Source organism: Lentzea sp. NPDC054927 (assembly GCF_053610285.1).
The window spans coordinates 158,309-174,914 of sequence record NZ_JBSGXZ010000003.1 but is presented as its reverse complement, the minus strand read 5'-3'; the positions used below and the strand labels follow the sequence as shown (position 1 = coordinate 174,914).

The window sequence follows — 16,606 nt, the reverse complement described above, 5'->3', positions numbered from 1 at the left end:
TCTTGACGCGCCACACGTTCATCACGCTGGTCGAGCTCGGTGACGGCCAAACAGCCCGAGACCCGCGCCTCCCTCCCGCGATCAGCCGGATCCCAGAGCTCGCAACACCGACTGCTCGCCGCGCTGGAGAGCCTCGACGTGCTCTGCCACGTTGAACGCGCCGCTCAGCGTCGCTCCACCGTCGAGCAGGTCGATCACCTGGCGCTCGGTGTTCTTGACGGCCAGCGCGGCGTCGAGGAGTGACTCGACCCGCCGCGGGTCGACGACGACGAGACCTTCGTCGTCGGCGAGGACCAGGTCGCCGGGATTGACCGCGACCCCGCCGCACGACACCGGCACCTGGAGTTCGCCGAGCTGCGACGCGGTGCCGGCGCGCGGCGTGACGAACCGGCTGTAGACGGGGAGCGCGCAGGTCGAGACGTAGGACATGTCGCGGTAGCCGCCGTCCACGACGATGCCGCCCAGCGACCGCACCAGTGCGGCTCGCGCGAACATCTCGCCGCCGAGAGCGGTCTCGCGTGCCCCGCCGTCGACGACGATCACGTCGCCGGGCACGGCCGCCTCGACCGCGCGCAGCACGCCCAGGAAGTCCTCGCGGCAGCGGACCGTGAACGCCGGTCCGAGGATCCGGGTCGCCGCGGAGCGAGCGCGGATCGCGCTGTGCATGACCCTCGTGGTCCGGTCGGCGTCGCAGATGGCGGTCGTGTCGACGGCGAGAAACCGTTCCAGCAGGTCGTCGTTGACTGGCATCGGGCGCGATTCCTTCGTCTCGGCGGTGGAGCTCTCCACGCAATGAGTTGCGGACTCGTCAGGCGGCGATGTGCCGGATGACCGCGGCAACGGACCGCTCACGTGGTTGAACGGTGTCCAGTGAGAGCGCCTCCCCGCTCCAGGAGGGGAAGCTCGCCAGTCGCTGCCGCACGTCGTGCCAGTCGCCGGCGTCGTGCCAGCCGGGGATTCCGCGGCTGCGGCCTTCGAGCCTGGCACGGTGGACCTGCTGGTCGGAGCAGTGGCACACGACCGCACGGAACTGTGCACCGGCCCGGCGGGCCAGGCTGCGCCAGCGTTCCCTGGTCGCGACCCGTTCGGTGGGATGATCGAGGATGACGGACTGTCCGGCGACGAGTTGGCGGACAGCGAGCGTGGTCAGCACCTCTTCGGCCATCGCCAGTGGATCCTCGAAATAACGCCCGCCGAACGGGGTCAGCGCGCCGAGCAGCCAGTCGGTGGCGAACACCGGAATCCCCAGCTCGGCGCCCGCGGCGTCGGCCAGGGTGCTCTTTCCGCTGCCGGGCAACCCGGAGAACACGACCAGCCGGGCATCCGTGGCGACGGTAGGCAGGTCGTAGTCGGTGAAATCGGCCGGCAACCTCGGTGTGAGATCGGCCGGCACCAGCCCGGCAACCCACGTGGAGACAATTCGGTACGGCTGTGCGGCCTCGACGACGCAGGACACGACATCGACGGTGCCGTCGTGGCGGCGGATCCGCGCCCGTGCGGTGGTCTCTTCGACGTCGAGACCGACCACGACGACCGGCGCGTAGTCGGCAGCTCGACCGCGGGTGACCTCGACGTACCTCTCGGGCGAGACGACGGCGGTGAACGCGGCCGCGAGCATGTCGGACGCGTCAGCTCCCCAGCCGGGCTTCCCGTCCAGGCCGTCGAGAATCCATTCCAGCCGCGCCAGGGCAGGACTGGCCGCGAAACGGTGCACTGTTCCCCCAGGCAAGGTGGTCGAGGCGAGCCGATCAAGCCTAGCGAGCGTGCCCGGAGACAGACCCGGAGACAGGCAGGAGAGTGCCCCTCGAGCTCGGCGAGCTCGAGGGGCACTCGGCACCTCCCACCTGGAAGCGGGAGATCACCACCAACCGGAGCAGCGGCCGGTGAGGTTGTCGCACAGCCGGAACGCGATCTTGCTGACGTTGCTGTAGCTGCCGGAGTAGGCCGAGTTCTTCACGACACCGTCCTCGCGGCGCTGCAGGTACGTGTGCGACGGCAGCGACGACGGGCCGTTCGTCCACCACTTGCCGTCGTAGTCGTTGCCGTCCCAGGTCCACGACTTGCACAGCGGCAGCGTGCCGCCTTCCGGACCACTCAGGTCGCCGCACTGCTGGGCCGCCGAGGCGGGGGAGGCGGCGAGGATGCCCGCACCGGCGGCGATGACGATCGCGATGCCGATCTTCTTGGCAGCGTTGAGAAGCATGAGAAACCCCAGTTCGGTTGAGTGGAGATCAGGCGTCGATCACGCGGGCGACGAACTGCCAGCCCTGCTCGCCGCCGCCGTTGGCGGACCACTGGATCACCTTGGCGCCGTTGGCGGTGCTGCCGCCGGAAGTCGAAGCGACCTTGCCGCTCTTGTGGTTGACGAGGTAGCCGTCCGACGGCGTCCACCTCTGCTCGGCGCCGTCGTTGCAGCTCCACTGGATCAGCTCGGCACCGTTCGCCGTGCTGCCACCGCCGGAGACGGACAGGCACTTGCCGCTCTTGCGGTTCTTGAGCTGGTCACCGACTCGGTACCAGAGCTGCTCGGAGCCGTCGTTGCAGCTCCACTGGATGATGTTGGCGCCATTGGCGGTGCTGCCGCCGTTCTCGACGGACATGCACCGGTTGCTCTTGTAGTTGACCAGGTTGTAGTAGGTCGCCGCGGTGGCCGGCGGCGCCACCGCGACGGCCGTGGCGAGACTTGCGAGACCAGCGAGAACAATTCTGCCGAAGCGAGACATCGAAACCCCGGGTTGCGTGGTCGGGCGGGTCGTTCGGCACGCTATGAGCGACCGCTGACACCGCGCTGACACCTGACGCCGGTCCGGAACCTGTCCTGCCCTTGGTGCCGAGGTGGAGCCTGCTCCACCCGACACAGGGGCGTCTGCGGTATCGGCGAGAACGGCGAAAACAACCAAACTCTGTGCCATGACAAAGGAACTGAACTCCTCGCCCACCCGCAACCGGGCACTGCTCGCCGCGCTCCTGGTCGCGAGCCTCGTAGGCAACGTCACCGTCCAAGCCCTCGGCCTGAGCTTCTACATCAGCGCTGCTTTCGGGCTGGTCGCCTTCGCCAGCGGTATCGCGCTCTTCCTCAGCTACCGCAGGAACCGCGGCGACTCGCGCAACTAGGCCGCGTCCTGCGAGCCTCGTCCGCGACAGTCGCCGTGACTCTCATCGAACGGACTTGCAGGACACGACCTGGTGTCCTGAGTCGCTGGTTCACGGTCAGCTTGTGGCGTGTGCAAGTACCACCAACTCAAGATCATCGGGCGTGTAACTACACCCAACCGGCCGGCCTGCTCCGGCGGTCACGGACCGCGGACCTGCTTGTTGGGTGTAGTTACAGGCGATTTGATCAAGAGTTGGCGGTACTTGCAGACGCCACCCAGCCAGACGGGATGACTGGCTGCGAACTTGCGACTCAGGAACCGGCCTAGGCGCTCGCAGGCACCGTCCTCAGTAGCTGAACGTGGTCGCGGGCTCGTCGCCGATCCACTTCCACATCGGAATGGTGCCGTTGATCTCCGCGCCGGGAATGAGCTCGCCGGCGTCGAGTTGCTTGGCGTTGAAGCAGAGCGGGCAGACGTAGTAGCGCCCGCCGGCCGCTTCGTAGCGCTTGAACAGGTCCGCCAGCGGCGGGCAGCCGTCGCACGCGGTGCCCGCGGCGGTGCCGGTCAGCGAGAGGCGCACCGCCTCCTTGGACAGGAACATCAGCGTCTCCCGTCCGGTCTCGGCGGCGCCGATCGCGACCAGGAACGCGACGGTCACCTTCTCCGGGTCCTCGAGTCCTGTCGAGAGGCTGATGACTGCTTTGTTCGACATGGCCTGCTCCTTTTTCGGTCGGGAACAGGACGTTAGAAGCGGGAAGGTCCCGTGTCGTCGGGCGTTCTCCCTACAGATCGAGCGGGTCGAGCAGGCCGTTGCGCAGCGCGAACAACGTCGCGGTCGAGCGGGACGATGCCCCGGTCTTGGTGTAGATCCGCTCGATGTGGGTCCCCGCGGTCTTGCGGGAGATGCCCAGCTGGTCGGCGACCTCACCGGTCTGGGCGCCGCGCGAGATCAGGACCAGCACCTCGACCTCGCGCGGGGTGAGCCCGGCCGGACCGGAGACCCGCCGCCGGACGCCGTTGCCCGCGGCGGAGAGGACGGCCTCGGCCGCGTCGCCGTCGAGTGCGCCGGTCCTGATCGCGTCCCGCACCGCGCTGATGGCCTGCTTGTCCGTCAACGCCGCCCGGTGCGCCCTCGGCTCGAGCATCGCCCGGTACATGCACGCCGCGGCCAGCAGGCGGCCGGTCATGGGCACGGCCGCGCCGGACAGGCTGCGGTGGTAGCCGCTGCCGTCCATGCGCTCGTGGGCGGTCGCCGCGATCGCGCCCGGCCTGGCCAGCGCCGCCGGACGGGCGAGCACGCGCTCGGTGTAGTACGAACTGAGCCGCACGCGCTCCCAGTCGGTGCTCGACAGCGGACCCGGCCGGTCCAGAATCGTCACCGGCACCCCGTGCAGCCCGATGTCGTGCAGCAGGCCCGCGCGCCGGGTGGCGATGACGTCGCCCGCGGGGAGCCCCATCGACCGAGCGGCCGCGCCCGCGAGCTCCGCGACGCCACGGGAATGCCCCGCCCGCGAGGCGCAACGCAGGTCGGTGAAGTCGGCCAACGCCTCCAGCGCGGCGTCCAGCTCGCCCTCCGTCAGAGGGCGCCGCAGCCCTGGATCCGCCGTGAGCGGGTCGATCCCGGTGCCGGCGTCGGCCAGCACCTCGGGCGCGTGCGCGACGAACGCGTCGACCACGTCAGGAGCGAACTGACTGCCACGCCGTGCTTTGGCGACTTCCAGCGCACCGTCGATCCCGCCGGTCCGATGGCGGACCTCGACGACGTCGGCCAGGTGCAGCAGCCGGATGATCGGCGCGATGTCCGTGCCACCCACCCCCTGCGGCACCCCGCGCCCGTCCCAGCGGGTGAAGAACTGCCGCAACGCCGTCACCACGTCCGGACCGAGCCCGAGCCGCTCCGCCAGCGCCGACGCCGTCACGCAGTGGGACTGCATGCCGTGCATGATGTTCTGGCCGCCAGTGGTCAGGATCGTCGTCGCCACCCGCACCTTGTGCCACATCGGCCCGCCACTGCCGGCGTGGCGCAGGAAGTAGCCGAACCCGGCCACTCCGGCGAGATCGACCTCGTAGCTGTCCGCGCGGAAGGCGATGTCGTCGCCGAACGACGCGGCCACCTCCGGCGAGTCCGCGACGCACCCCACCCAGGCGAGCATCGAGACGTAGAACAGCGACCGCCGCTGGTCCTCCGGCAGCCCCATCCGCTCGGCCAGCCGTTCCGCGATCCGCCACGACCGGAGCACGTGCTCCATCGGCTGACCCAGCCCGAGGTCCGTGGCCAGCGAGAACGCCGCCAGCAGCTGGGCCAGGTCGATCCCGGCGTCCCGATCAACAGCCTCCACCCGCGCAGCGTAACTCCGCGACGCGCCCCACCTGTGTTCATGCGTCGTCTGCCCACGATCGGGGCGTGGCGCGGTTCAGCCGGCACCCGTGCCGTCGTTCGGCTGGAGCGATCCGGCCCGTTGAACTTCCGACGGCGGCCGGGCAGCGTCCCGTCGAACGTGCTGCCCGGCCGCGCGGTCGAGCTACCTGGCCGCGACGACGGTCGTCTCGGCCGTCCGCTCGTTGTCGGCCGCGTTGTTGTCGTCACGGCCGTCCAGGCGCACGCGTGCCTTGAGCGTGGCCTTGCCCAGCGCCGCGTCGTCGGCGGTGTAGGTGTACGAGAACGGCACCACCGCGGTGCTGTCCTTCGCCACGTGCTGGCGAACCGTGCCGACGATGTTGTAGTAGCCGTCAGGCCTGCGGCGGAGCAGCTCGACCACCACGTCTTCCGCGTAGCGGGTGTTGCTGACCGACACCTCGACCTGGCCGGTGTCGCCTACCTTTGCGGTGACGGGCGCGACGACGTTCGACACCGTCACGTCGTGCGTCTCGACCTTCACCTTTTGGGTGGTGCTGCCGGAACGACCGTCCGCCGTGCGTCCGGAGATCGTGACGTCGTACTCGCCGTCGGCGGCGTACTTGTGGGAGACGGTCACCACGCCGTTGCTGTCGGAAATCGCGGCACTGGGCGTGCCGTCGCCGAACTCCACCAGGCCGCTCTTGAGCCAGCGGCCCGCCGGGTCACCCGGATCGACGTCGAACTTGACCTCGTCGAAGACGCCGGGCTGTGCCGGGCGCACCCACATCGCGTGCGGCTTGATCTCCGGCGCTTCCGTGAGTCGCAACGTCAGCTGTTCGCCGCCGTAGACGCCTTCCGCGACCCGAACGTAGTAAGTCTCGCCAGGGGTGGCGGCGAAGATCGCCGGGCTGTAGTTGCTGTGCAGGCAGTCCACTTCGGTCAGTGCGTCGAGTGCGGAGCCGCGGAAGACCGCGACGCTCGCGAGGCTGGTGCGCTGGGTGACCTTCGCCGAGACGAACCGGGCGCGGTCGGCGGTGTAGCGGAACCACACCGAGCGGGTGGCGGGGTACTGGCACGCCGGCTTGGGCTCGCCCGCCTCCACCGTGGCGGGACCGGTGTCGCCCGCGACGTCTGTGTCCATCGGCACGTCCGTGGCCGAGGCGAAGTCGTCGTTGGCGGACCTCGGCACGAGCTGCAGGCCGAACGTCACCGGCCCCGCGTACTTCTTGTCCTGCAAGAGGAAGTGGTAGGTCGTGCCCGCCTTCACCGCGAAGGTGTCCGACCCGCCGCCGTGCGGTTGCTGGCACGCGTCCGTCACCCACGTCAGCGCGCCGCGCTCACCGGTGTAGGCGGAGATGGCCGGCTTCGTGTCGTCCGGGCGGTCCGTGCTCATTCTCGCGAAGCCGTCAGCGGGCGCGGTGTAGCGGAACCAGACGCTGCTGGTGCTCCACGAGCAGCTCGACGGGTCGTCGTTCGCGGCGGTGCCCTCCCGAGTGTCCACAGTGGAACTGAACGGGAGCGACGTGATCGCCGTGGCGTCGGCGAAGTCGTCGTTGGACGGTGGTGCCGCGTAGGCGTTGGCACCCGGTGCCAGCGCCACGGTCAGAGCGACCACGGCGCTGATTGTCAATGCACGCAAATGAAACCCCAGACTCGGTAGGCAGCCTCTGTGGCGGCCTCTCGTCTGCAGAGACGCGCGGCGCGGTGCGGGGGATGGCCGCGGCGGGAGAATTCGATCATCCGCCGCAGCGTCGGTGCGGCCAACAGGACGTCTGCGCTACTCGGCGTTTCGAGGGGTTTTGACCGGACCGGGGAAGAACATGTTGGTGGTGGCCTGGTATTTCGCGTAGTCAGGGCGTTTGCGAACGCTGTAGTGCTCGGCGGGGCGGGCGCCGGTGTGCTTGGTCAGCGTGACGTACAGCGTCCAGGAGGCGAGGAACAGGCCCAGCGTCAGCAGCACCCACACCAGCGGCGTGGTGTCGTGGAACCGAGCCGGCAGCGACGGCAGCGCGAGCAGGACCAGGGCGTTCCACTGCATCCACTGGAAGAAGTAGTTCGGGTGCCTGCTGTAGCGCCACAGTCCTTGATCGCAGGTACCCCGCGTGCCACGGGCGGCGAACCGCTGCTTCTGGCGGTCGGCCACCGACTCCAGCACGTAGGACGCGGCCCACAGGACCAGGGCGGCGACGGACCAGGCGGACAGCGGCCGCTGGTGATCGGCGGCGACGACGAACGCGGGAACGGCCAGCACCGACGCGTTCGCCAGGCCCTGCAACCAGATCTCGTACTGGACGGACAGGGCCTCGCTGCGGAACCCCTGCCGCTCCCAGCGTCGCCGCTGGTACTGGTACCGGGGCAGTTCGACCTTGGGGGAGCCGGGCTTCCACCAGCCGTGCTGCATCGTCAGCACCAGGCTCCACAGTCCCATCCGCGCCCCCATGGCGAGGTAGGCGACCGCGATCGCGACCGTTGCCACGCCGAGTTCGTCTGCGGTGAAGAGGGTGACCAGGCCGATGCCGACCAGGCCCCACGGCCAGGCCACGTCGACGTACGACACGTGCCGGGTGAGGTACCCCGGGATGGCGGCCGCCAGGGTGAACAACACGACCTGCACCACCAGGTTCCACCAGGCGGGTCCCGCGGTGGCCGGAGCCAGCAGCAACGCGACTCCGACCAGGACGAACGGCAGCATTCCCCAGACCCGCCGCATGCTGTCCTCCTCGTCCATGCTGAGACATTCCGTCTGAATGTCTCAGTGAGACAATTTATACATGCTGTCTCACGCAGAGACCAACGTGAACCTGGCCACCGAGCCCGAGGTGGATCCGGTCATCGCCCACGCGCTTCGGCGGTTCCTCCGCGAGAGCCGGATCGACATGGGAGACCTCGCCACCGAAGCCGGTATCGGCAGAGCGACCCTTTACCGCAGGTACGGCGATCGCGACCGGGTCCTGGGCGAGGTGTTGTGGGCGATCACGCAGACAGCGTGGGCACGCCTGTGGCAGGCCAGCCCGCAGCGGGGCATGGCCAGGGTCATCGCGGTGCTGGACCAGGCGATGCGCGACACCGTTGCCTCGCCTGCCCTGCGCGCCCTGCTCGAACGCGACCCCGAAACCGCGCTGCGGGTGCTCACCTCCCAGCAGGGGGTGGTGCAGCATCGCCTCGTGGCCGGACTGGCCGACCTCATCCGCGCCGAACGCGACGACGACACGTCCGAGATCCCGTCGACCAAACTGGCCTACGCCGTGGTCCGGCTCGCCGAGTCCTTCTGCTACTCCGACGTCATCACCGGTGCCCCGCCGGACATCGACACCGCCACCGACATCATCCGGAAACTCCTCGCCTGACGTCACAGGGCGGGTGGCCTCGCTACTCGAACACTCCGTAGCCCGCGACGGCATGCGCTCGGACGCCGTCCATGTCGAGCTCCACACCGATGCCGGGAGTGTCGGGAAGCGTGATGTAGCCGTCCTTCACGATCGAGCCGCTCCCGTCGGGGGCGTGGACGTAGCTGTCCCACACCGCGCGTTCCTCGAGCGCGTGCCATTCCTGGACGAAAAAGTTGGGGATCGCCGCGCACTGATGCGACGTGGCCATCGTGCCCAGCGGCGTCGACACCAGGTGCGGTGCGAACGGGATGTAGTGGAGCTCCGCGAGGTTGGCGATCTTCTTGGCCTCGGCGAGGCCACCGCACTTCGGCACGTCCGGCTCGATGACGTCCACGGCGCCGCGTTCGAGCAGCTCGCGGAATCCCCACCGCAGGTACAGGTTCTCGCCCGCGCAGATCGGGGTGCGGGTCTGCGCGCGCACCCGCACCAGCGCGTCGACGTTCTCCGCCGGCAGCGGTTCCTCGAGCCACATCAGGTGGAACGGCTCGAGCTCCCACGAGATCCGGCACGCGCTCGGCACGTCGTAGCGGGCGTGCAGGTCGATGGCCAGGTCGACGTCCGGCCCGATCGCCTCCCGGACAGCCGCCACACGCTCGACCATCGAGCGCACCTCCGCGGCGTTGACCGTGTTGTTGAAGACGTCGAACTTGGCGGGATGGTGCAGGTTGTCGACGTCGAACTTGATGGCGGTGAAGCCCTCGGCGACCATCCGCTGGGCCCGGTCGACGCACCCGGCGATCGAGCCCGCCGGGTCGTCGCCGTCGCCGCAGTCGGCGTAGAGGCGGATCCGGTCGCGGAACTTCCCGCCGAGCAGCCTGTACACCGGCTGCTCGGCGGCCTTGCCCGCGAGGTCCCACAGCGCGAGCTCGATCCCGGACAGGGCGATCACGAACACCCCGCCCTGGGGGCCCGCGAAGACCTTGTTGCGCCGCAACTTCTCCCAGCACCGCTCGACGTTGCGCGGGTCCTCGCCGATCAGGAGGGGTGCCAGGAAGTTGATCATTCCGACGACGGCGCCCGCGCCGGCATCGGGATTGGCCTCGCCGAACCCGCTGATGCCCTCGTCGGTGTCGATCCGCACCAGGGTGGCCTCACCGTGGTAGGCCACCACTGCCGTCGTGACGTTCACGATCCGCATTGCTCTCCCGCCGCTGGGTCGTGCAGGTGAACGGACTCTGTCGCGATGTCCAACTTGTCCTATAAGCTGATGACATGCAAAGGGGACAAGAGTCTGCGGACGCTGTCAAGGTCCGGACTCTCCCGGTGCAGGTGGCGGCACACCTGACCCGGCGCATCGTCAGCGGCGACTTCGAAGACGGCCGGGCGCCGTCGGAGCTCGAGATCTCCAAGGAGTTCGGGGTGTCGCGCGTGGTGGCGAGGGAGACGCTCAAGATCCTCGCCTCGCTCGACATCGTCGACGTGGCGCAGGGCCGCCGCGTCGTCGTGCGCCCTCCGGCGGAGTGGGACTACCTGAGCCCGTTGCTGATCGAGTGGATGCCCGCGGAGATCGTCGGCGAACTGCTGCAGGAGCTGGACCAGATGCGCGTGCTGCTCGAGCCCGAACTCGCCGCGATGGCCGCGACCAGCATCACCGACGAGACGCTGGGCCGGCTCAGGGACGAGCTCGACCGCATGGCGGCGCTCGAGGGGGATCCCAACGCCTACCTCGAGGTCGACCACGAGTTCCACATGGAGATCTGCCGGGCCGCCGACAACCGCATCCTCGACCGGATCATGTACTCCGCCCGCTGGCTCGGCACGGCCAGCCGGCGCATCACCAACGAGGCACCGGCCGCGCTGCGCAAGGCCACGGCCGATCACACGGCGATCTACGAGGCACTCGTGGCGCGCGACCCGTCAGGTGCCCGCGCGGCTATGCGCAAGCACCTGGCCAACAACTCCACGCTCCTCGCGGAAAAGGAGCGGCAGACGAAACGGGCCGCACGGCGGCGTTAGCGCACCGCACGGACCGGTTCGCCACACCGCGTCCACCTCACCAGTTCACCGTTCTTCACCACATGAACGACCCGGCAGTGCGGCCCACGCCTCGCTGTCCCGCCGGTTGCAACGTCGCCCCGTCGGTACGCGTCCGCTCGACCGGACGCGAGAGGAGTGTCATGGAAGAGAAAACGGGTTTATCGAGGCGCACGTTCCTCGGCGCGAGCGCGTTGGGCGTGCTCGGACTCGCCGGGTGCGGAGGCAGCCCCGCCGCGCCGCAGGTCGACGTCCAGGTGCCCCAGGCGCTGCTCGACCAGGCGGCCTCGCTGCGCGGCGGGTCGGTCGGGATGCTCTCGCAGAAGCTGTACGCGGAGGCCGCGAACAAGGCGCTGGACAAGTCGCTGCAGGTGTTCGCGCAGGCCACCGGCACCACGGTCCGCAACGACCTGGTCTCCGGCGACGCCGGCGACATGGTCGCGAAGATGGACGCCGAGGTGAAGGCGGGCACCAACCGCGATCTGGCCTTCGTGAGCGATCGGCGGTTCGTCGGCCAGCTCCACAACCTCGGCGCCCTCACCGACGTCACCGACGTGGTCGACGAGATGCGCAAGCTCTACGGGGAGCCCGCGACGGAGGCGACCAACTACTGCGTGTTCAACGGGCGCTGGTTCGCGATCCCGTACCACTTCATCGCGTCCGCGATGTACCTGCGCAAGGACTGGTACCAGGAGAAGGGGCTGCCGCTCAAACCCCACTACTCGTGGGAAGAGTTGCGCGACAACGCATTGGAGGTCTCCGACCCGGCGAAACGGCGCTTCGGCTGGGGTCTCACGGTGAACCGCTCCGGCGACGCCAACGGCTTCATCGGGAACGTGATCAACACCTACGGCGGGGCGATCGCGGACAACACCGGCACGAAGGTGGTGTTCAACTCGCCGGAGACCGTCGCCGCCGTCACGTTCATCGGCGACATCTACACGAACCCGAAGTACACGCCGATGCTGCCACCGGGGATCGGCAGCTGGACCGACTCGAGCAACAACGAGAACTGGCTGGCCCAGATCCTGGGGCTGACGCTCAACCAGTTCAGCGTCTACGCCGACTCGAAGACCAAGAACAACCCGGTCTACGCCAACACTCACCCGTTCAACGGCGCCACCGGACCGGCGATCGACAAGCCGCTCGCGTTCGGCGAGTCCAACTCGTTCGTCGTGTTCAAGGGGGCGAAGAACCCCGACCTCGCGAAGCTGGTGGCGAAGTTCATGGTCAGCGGCAGCGCACTGCTCGGTGTCGCGAAGGGAGCACCGTGCCTGGTCAACCCCTCGTGGGACAAGGTGTGGGACTCCGACCCGTACTACACCAGCGGTGACCCGGCCTTCCCCGCGCTGCGGGAGCAGACCCGCACGAAGCTTCCACTGACCACCAGGACCGGCCTCGCGTTCCCGCAGGCCCCGAGCCCAGGTGACCAGGCCGCCACCGCCGCCTACCTGCTGACCGACATGATGCAGTCGGTCATCCAGGGCGCCAAGCCGGCCGACGCCGTCGCCTCGACCCACACCAGGATCGTCCAGGTCTTCGAACAGCAGGGCTACAAGCAGTGACCGACCTGCGCACCAGGCCGGCGCCGGCCCGTCCGGCGCCGGGCGGGTCGTCCTCGCTCACCACGTCACAGCGGCTGCTCGGGCGTGACTGGCGCCTCGCCGCGGTGTTCATCGGGCCGACGCTGGTGCTGGTGGCGGGCCTGATCCTGTTCCCGATCGTCAGCTCGATCTTCACCAGCACCACGGAACGTCATGGTGCGGAGACGGTCTTCGTCGGGCTGGACAACTACACCGCGCTCATCGACGACGCGGTGTTCCACAAGGGCGTGCTGAACTCGTTCGTCTTCACCGCGTACGCCGAGATCTTCAAGGTGACCCTCGGCCTCATCGCGGCGATGATGCTGCACCACATGCGCCGCGGGCGGGCGATCCTCGCGGGGGTGATCCTGCTGCCGTGGGTGGTGCCGACGGTCGTCACGGCCTTCACCTGGCGGTCGTTGTTCGACCCGATCTTCGGCAGCGTCAACGTCCTGCTGACGGATTCCGGGATCGGGCCCGCCCTGGCCGCGATCGGGCTCGTCGACAGGTGGCCCGCTGAGTGGCTGTCCGATCCCGCGCTCGCGATGCCCGCGGTCATCCTGGTCAACGTCTGGAAGGGCATCCCGTTCTTCACGGTGACGTTCCTCGCCGGGCTCAAGGCCATCGACAGCGGTCTCTACGAGGCGGCGACGGTGGACGGCGCCTCGCCGTGGCAGCGCTTCGTGCACATCACGCTGCCGGGCCTGCGCAACATCATGATCGTGACGGTGCTGCTGTCGTCGATCTGGACGTTCAACAACTTCGACCTGATCTGGCTGATGACCCAGGGCGGACCTGGGGACGCCACCGCCCCCTACGTGATGGTGGCCTACTCGAAGGCCATCCAGCAGCTGCAGGTGGGCGCGGGCGCCGCGGTCACGCTGGTGATGCTGCCGATCATCGCCGTCCTCGTGGTGATCCTCGTGCGGATGATGCGGCGCAGCGACCAGCCGGGCGCGAGCGACATGGGGCGCCGACGGCTGACTCCCGCTCAGCGCAGGGCGATGCCGTGGGTGATCGTCGTGGCCTCGATCCTCGTGCTGGTCTGGGCGTCGCCGCACATCGTGTGGAAGGCCGCGCTCGTCCTGGGCGTGTTCGTGGTGCTCGCGGCCGCTGTCGGACGGGTCGTCTCCGTGCTCGCCGCGCGCGGCAACCGGCTGGCCGCACGTCTGGTCAGCGGCACCGGCTCCGGGATCGCACTCGTGGGTCTGCTGGCCTTCGTGCTCGCCCCGCTCTACTGGATGACGGTCACGGCCTTCAAGTCCGACAGCCAGATCGTCTCGCGCACCGACGACCTGTGGCCGACCCCGTGGAGCACCGAGCAGTTCACGAACCTGTTCACGGGCAGGGCGTTCGGCACCTGGTACGTGAACACGATCCTGGTGTCGGTGGCGTCCACCGCGATCGCCCTGGTCTGCGCGGCACTGGCCGGCTATGCGTTGGCGCGGTTGAAGTTCCGGGGTTCGGAGAGCTTCACGGTGACGATCCTGCTCACCTACGTGATGCCGGGCGCGCTGCTGTTCATCCCGCTGTACCAGATGATGAGCGGGATCGGCCTCAACGACTCGTTGTGGGCGCTCGTGCTCGCCTACCCGACGTTCACCCTGCCGTTCGCGACGTGGCTGCTCGTCGGCTACTTCAAGTCGATCCCGGCCGACCTGGAGGAGGCCGCGCTGGTCGACGGCTGCACGCGGTTCGGGGCGTTCCGCCGGATCGTGCTGCCGCTGGCCAAACCGGGCCTGCTCGCGGTCGCGCTCTTCACGCTCACCAACGCGTGGAACGAGTTCCTGTTCGCCTTCGTGTTCATCACCAAGGACGACTACAAGACGTTGCCCGTCGGCATGCAGTCGATGATCTTCGGTGACGTCGTGCCGCAGGGACAGCTGGCCGCGGCGTCGTTGCTGATCAGCATCCCGGTCGTGGTCATGTACGGGTTCGGGCAGCGGTTCCTGACCGAGGGCCTCACCGCGGGGGCCGTCAAGGGATGAGCGAGACGCCGGCGATCACGGAGGAGCACGTCGCTATCTCGTCCCGGCCGAGCGACCTGCGGATCACCGACCTGCGGGTGGCCAACGTGGTCGGCGTGCCGTTCCGCTCGTCGATCATCAGGCTCGAGACCAACCAGGGGCTGGCCGGCTACGGGGAGGTGCGCGACCAGGCCAGCGCCACTTACGCGCTCATGCTGAAGAGCCGGCTCGTCGGCGAGAACCCCTGCAACGTCGACAAGATCTTCCGCAAGATCAAGCAGTTCGGGTTCCACGGCCGCCAGGGAGGCGGGGTCTCCGGCGTCGAGATGGCGCTGATGGACCTGGCGGGCAAGGCGTACGGAGTGCCCGCGCACGCGTTGATCGGGGGCCGGTTCCGGGACGAGATCCGGTGCTACGCCGACACTCCGTCGCTGCCGGACCCGCACGCGATGGGCGCCCGGCTGCTGGAGCGCAGGCAGCGCGGGTTCACGATGCTGAAGATGGACGTGGGCATCGACCTGCTGTGGGACGTGCCGGGAGCGCTGATCGCGCCGCCGGGTGCCCGCGCGGACCTGACGACGATGCATCCGTTCACCGGCATCCAGGTCACCGCCAAGGGTGTCGGCCACCTGGCGTCCTATGTGGACACCGTCCGTTCCGTCGTCGGCTACGACATCGCGCTCGCCGCCGACCACTTCGGCCACATCGCGCTCGACTCCTGCATCCGGATCGGCCGCGCGCTGGAGCCGTTCACCCTGGCGTGGATCGAGGACCTGATCCCGTGGCAGCTGACCGACCAGTGGCGGCAGCTCACCGCGGCCGTCGCCGTCCCGACGTGCACGGGGGAGGACATCTACCTGCTCGACGGCTTCCGGCCGTTGCTCGACGCGGGCGCCATCCGCGTCGTGCACCCCGACCCGGCGACGGCGGGCGGGATCGCGGAGACCAAACGGCTCGGCGACTACGCGCAGGAACGCGGAATCGCGATGGCGCTGCACCTGGCGGCGTCACCGATCGCGACCATGGCCTGCGTGCACCTGGCCGCCGCCACGGAGAACTTCCTCGCCCTCGAACACCACGCCGCCGAGGTGGAGTTCTGGAGCGACCTCGTCACCGGCCTGCCCCGCCCGTTGATCCAGAACGGCCACATCGCCGTGCCGGACACTCCGGGACTGGGGTTCGGCGACATCGACGAGGAACTGCTGCAACGCCACCTCGACCCGCGCGACCCGGTGTTCTTCGCCGAGACGACGCACTGGGACGCGGAGTCGAGCCACGACCGGCTGTGGAGCTAGCAGTGCTGCTGATGTTGCACCTGCCGTAGCGGCATGTGTTGTTCTTGGAGGCACTACAGCTCGAAAGGCTCCGTTTGCGATGCACCTCTCCTTCACGTCTCCCCGCCACGTCAAAATCGGTGATGCTGCCGCCTTCGCCGGCACAACCCCACGCGCCATCCGCCATTACCATCAGATCGGTCTGCTTCCTGAGCCCGAGCGCGGAGGGGACGGCCGCCGCCGCTACGGCTACGACGACATGATCCGCCTGCTGTGGATCCGCAAGATGGCAGAGGCCGGCATCAGGCTCGACGACATGCGGGCGGCGTTCGACGAAACCCAGGACATCGAGGAATGCCTGGGCGAACTGGAGAAAACCCTGGCCGCTCAGGAGGCCGAAATCAGACGTCAACGCGAGGCCGTTCAGCGCCTGCGGGCCGTGGGCAGTCCACTGGGGTTACTTTCGGATGTGGTGACGGACCGGCTCAGCCACCTGCCTCGTGGCGCGCTGCGCCGCTCCGATGTGGACGCCCTGCTGGTCACGGAACGGATCTTCGGCCCGCTGGGCGCCGCTGTCCAGGCCAGCACCTTCATCATGCTGGCCACCCACCCCGACCTGCGGGCTGAGCACGACCGTCTCGACGCAGCTGAGGCGGCCCTCGATGAGGGCGTCGAGCCCGATGACCCGCGTGTCGAAGAACTTGCCACACAGCGATACGCCCACTACAAGGCCCTAGAACAGGTCGGCGAGGCTGCCGGGCTGAACAAGGCCGACGAGAAGCTCTTCGAGATCTACGACAACCTGGACGAGGAGCATGAAACGCAGATGAGCGCCTTCGAAGCGTTCACCAAGATGCCGTATGACTTCTCTCCCGCTCGGTTGCGCTGCATGGAGCGCGCGGGACAACTCCTGGGTCAGGACCCCGCGGACAGCTGACGCCCGTGCAGGGCAGGCACCACGAGATGCGGCTGGAGTACTGGGGCTA

At 68.7% G+C, this 16,606-nt stretch carries 16 protein-coding genes; 7 read left to right on the top strand and 9 right to left on the bottom strand.

The annotated features are described in order from the left end of the window. Positions 1-81: 81 nt before the first annotated feature. The 4 genes from ACWGE0_RS07110 to ACWGE0_RS07095 form a co-directional block, all read right to left on the bottom strand. The gene (locus tag ACWGE0_RS07110) at positions 82-750 is read right to left on the bottom strand and encodes an RraA family protein (RefSeq protein ID WP_452260015.1); all 669 of its coding nucleotides are present in this window, start codon (positions 748-750) and stop codon (positions 82-84) included. Between the two features lie 58 nt (positions 751-808). Next, positions 809-1,714, bottom strand: coding sequence for an AAA family ATPase (locus ACWGE0_RS07105; protein ID WP_452260014.1), 906 nt, complete (start codon positions 1,712-1,714; stop codon positions 809-811). A 144-nt stretch (positions 1,715-1,858) separates the two neighbouring features. After that, the gene (locus ACWGE0_RS07100) at positions 1,859-2,203 is read right to left on the bottom strand and encodes a hypothetical protein (RefSeq protein WP_452260013.1); all 345 of its coding nucleotides are present in this window, start codon (positions 2,201-2,203) and stop codon (positions 1,859-1,861) included. 28 nt (positions 2,204-2,231) lie between these two features. After that, on the bottom strand, positions 2,232-2,723 hold the full coding sequence (locus ACWGE0_RS07095; RefSeq protein ID WP_452260012.1) for an RICIN domain-containing protein: 492 nt from the start codon (positions 2,721-2,723) through the stop codon (positions 2,232-2,234). A 187-nt stretch (positions 2,724-2,910) separates the two neighbouring features. Here ACWGE0_RS07095 and ACWGE0_RS07090 point away from each other — a divergent pair, with 187 nt between their 5' ends. Continuing rightward, positions 2,911-3,114: a hypothetical protein gene (locus ACWGE0_RS07090; RefSeq protein ID WP_452260011.1), complete on the top strand. Its 204-nt coding sequence runs from the start codon at positions 2,911-2,913 to the stop codon at positions 3,112-3,114. Positions 3,115-3,441: 327 nt separating this feature from the next. Here ACWGE0_RS07090 and ACWGE0_RS07085 read toward each other — a convergent pair whose 3' ends face one another. The 4 genes from ACWGE0_RS07085 to ACWGE0_RS07070 all read right to left on the bottom strand — a co-directional run bounded on the left by ACWGE0_RS07085 (position 3,442) and on the right by ACWGE0_RS07070 (position 8,161). Next, on the bottom strand, positions 3,442-3,807 hold the full coding sequence (locus ACWGE0_RS07085; RefSeq protein WP_452260010.1) for a DsrE family protein: 366 nt from the start codon (positions 3,805-3,807) through the stop codon (positions 3,442-3,444). Between the two features lie 70 nt (positions 3,808-3,877). Then, entirely contained in the window at positions 3,878-5,434 is a 1,557-nt protein-coding gene (locus ACWGE0_RS07080; protein ID WP_452260009.1) for an HD domain-containing phosphohydrolase, read from the bottom strand. Between the two features lie 183 nt (positions 5,435-5,617). Then, a complete protein-coding gene (locus tag ACWGE0_RS07075) occupies positions 5,618-7,048 on the bottom strand; it encodes a hypothetical protein (protein WP_452260008.1) in 1,431 nt (476 codons plus the stop codon). A gap of 162 nt (positions 7,049-7,210) precedes the next feature. Beyond that, on the bottom strand, positions 7,211-8,161 hold the full coding sequence (locus ACWGE0_RS07070) for a DUF1295 domain-containing protein (RefSeq protein WP_452260007.1): 951 nt from the start codon (positions 8,159-8,161) through the stop codon (positions 7,211-7,213). Positions 8,162-8,204: 43 nt separating this feature from the next. Here ACWGE0_RS07070 and ACWGE0_RS07065 point away from each other — a divergent pair, with 43 nt between their 5' ends. Next, positions 8,205-8,780, top strand: a complete 576-nt coding sequence (locus ACWGE0_RS07065; RefSeq protein ID WP_452260006.1) for a QsdR family transcriptional regulator — start codon at positions 8,205-8,207, stop codon at positions 8,778-8,780. Between the two features lie 22 nt (positions 8,781-8,802). On the opposite strand, the gene ACWGE0_RS07060 is transcribed toward ACWGE0_RS07065, so the two are convergent. After that, positions 8,803-9,960 (bottom strand): mandelate racemase/muconate lactonizing enzyme family protein, encoded by a 1,158-nt coding sequence (locus ACWGE0_RS07060; protein ID WP_452260005.1) that lies wholly within the window; start codon positions 9,958-9,960, stop codon positions 8,803-8,805. 74 nt (positions 9,961-10,034) lie between these two features. Between ACWGE0_RS07060 and ACWGE0_RS07055 the strand changes: the two genes are divergently transcribed. The 5 genes from ACWGE0_RS07055 (at position 10,035) to ACWGE0_RS07035 (ending at position 16,557) form a co-directional block, all read left to right on the top strand. After that, on the top strand, positions 10,035-10,778 hold the full coding sequence (locus ACWGE0_RS07055; RefSeq protein ID WP_452260004.1) for a FadR/GntR family transcriptional regulator: 744 nt from the start codon (positions 10,035-10,037) through the stop codon (positions 10,776-10,778). Between the two features lie 161 nt (positions 10,779-10,939). Beyond that, the gene (locus ACWGE0_RS07050; RefSeq protein WP_452260003.1) at positions 10,940-12,361 is read left to right on the top strand and encodes an ABC transporter substrate-binding protein; all 1,422 of its coding nucleotides are present in this window, start codon (positions 10,940-10,942) and stop codon (positions 12,359-12,361) included. Beyond that, positions 12,358-14,367 carry an ABC transporter permease gene (locus ACWGE0_RS07045; RefSeq protein ID WP_452260002.1) on the top strand — a complete coding sequence of 670 codons (2,010 nt, stop codon included), beginning with the start codon at positions 12,358-12,360 and terminating at the stop codon, positions 14,365-14,367. The genes ACWGE0_RS07050 and ACWGE0_RS07045 overlap by 4 nt, the downstream gene beginning before the upstream one ends. Further along, positions 14,364-15,641: a mandelate racemase/muconate lactonizing enzyme family protein gene (locus tag ACWGE0_RS07040; protein ID WP_452260001.1), complete on the top strand. Its 1,278-nt coding sequence runs from the start codon at positions 14,364-14,366 to the stop codon at positions 15,639-15,641. Before ACWGE0_RS07045 ends, ACWGE0_RS07040 begins: the two co-directional genes overlap by 4 nt. Before the next feature lie 79 nt (positions 15,642-15,720). Further along, positions 15,721-16,557, top strand: coding sequence for a MerR family transcriptional regulator (locus tag ACWGE0_RS07035; protein ID WP_452260000.1), 837 nt, complete (start codon positions 15,721-15,723; stop codon positions 16,555-16,557). The last annotated feature ends 49 nt before the right edge of the window (positions 16,558-16,606 follow it).

Excerpts from the sequence above, each read along its gene's own strand:
- ACWGE0_RS07110 (WP_452260015.1), bottom strand. The coding sequence starts at position 750 with ATGCCAGTCAACGACGACCTGCTGGAACGGTTTCTCGCCGTCGACACG.
- ACWGE0_RS07100 (WP_452260013.1), bottom strand. The coding sequence starts at position 2,203 with ATGCTTCTCAACGCTGCCAAGAAGATCGGCATCGCGATCGTCATCGCC.
- ACWGE0_RS07095 (WP_452260012.1), bottom strand. The coding sequence starts at position 2,723 with ATGTCTCGCTTCGGCAGAATTGTTCTCGCTGGTCTCGCAAGTCTCGCC.
- ACWGE0_RS07090 (WP_452260011.1), top strand. The coding sequence starts at position 2,911 with ATGACAAAGGAACTGAACTCCTCGCCCACCCGCAACCGGGCACTGCTC.
- ACWGE0_RS07085 (WP_452260010.1), bottom strand. The coding sequence starts at position 3,807 with ATGTCGAACAAAGCAGTCATCAGCCTCTCGACAGGACTCGAGGACCCG.
- ACWGE0_RS07070 (WP_452260007.1), bottom strand. The coding sequence starts at position 8,161 with ATGGACGAGGAGGACAGCATGCGGCGGGTCTGGGGAATGCTGCCGTTC.
- ACWGE0_RS07065 (WP_452260006.1), top strand. The coding sequence starts at position 8,205 with ATGCTGTCTCACGCAGAGACCAACGTGAACCTGGCCACCGAGCCCGAG.
- ACWGE0_RS07060 (WP_452260005.1), bottom strand. The coding sequence starts at position 9,960 with ATGCGGATCGTGAACGTCACGACGGCAGTGGTGGCCTACCACGGTGAG.
- ACWGE0_RS07055 (WP_452260004.1), top strand. The coding sequence starts at position 10,035 with ATGCAAAGGGGACAAGAGTCTGCGGACGCTGTCAAGGTCCGGACTCTC.
- ACWGE0_RS07050 (WP_452260003.1), top strand. The coding sequence starts at position 10,940 with ATGGAAGAGAAAACGGGTTTATCGAGGCGCACGTTCCTCGGCGCGAGC.
- ACWGE0_RS07040 (WP_452260001.1), top strand. The coding sequence starts at position 14,364 with ATGAGCGAGACGCCGGCGATCACGGAGGAGCACGTCGCTATCTCGTCC.
- ACWGE0_RS07035 (WP_452260000.1), top strand. The coding sequence starts at position 15,721 with ATGCACCTCTCCTTCACGTCTCCCCGCCACGTCAAAATCGGTGATGCT.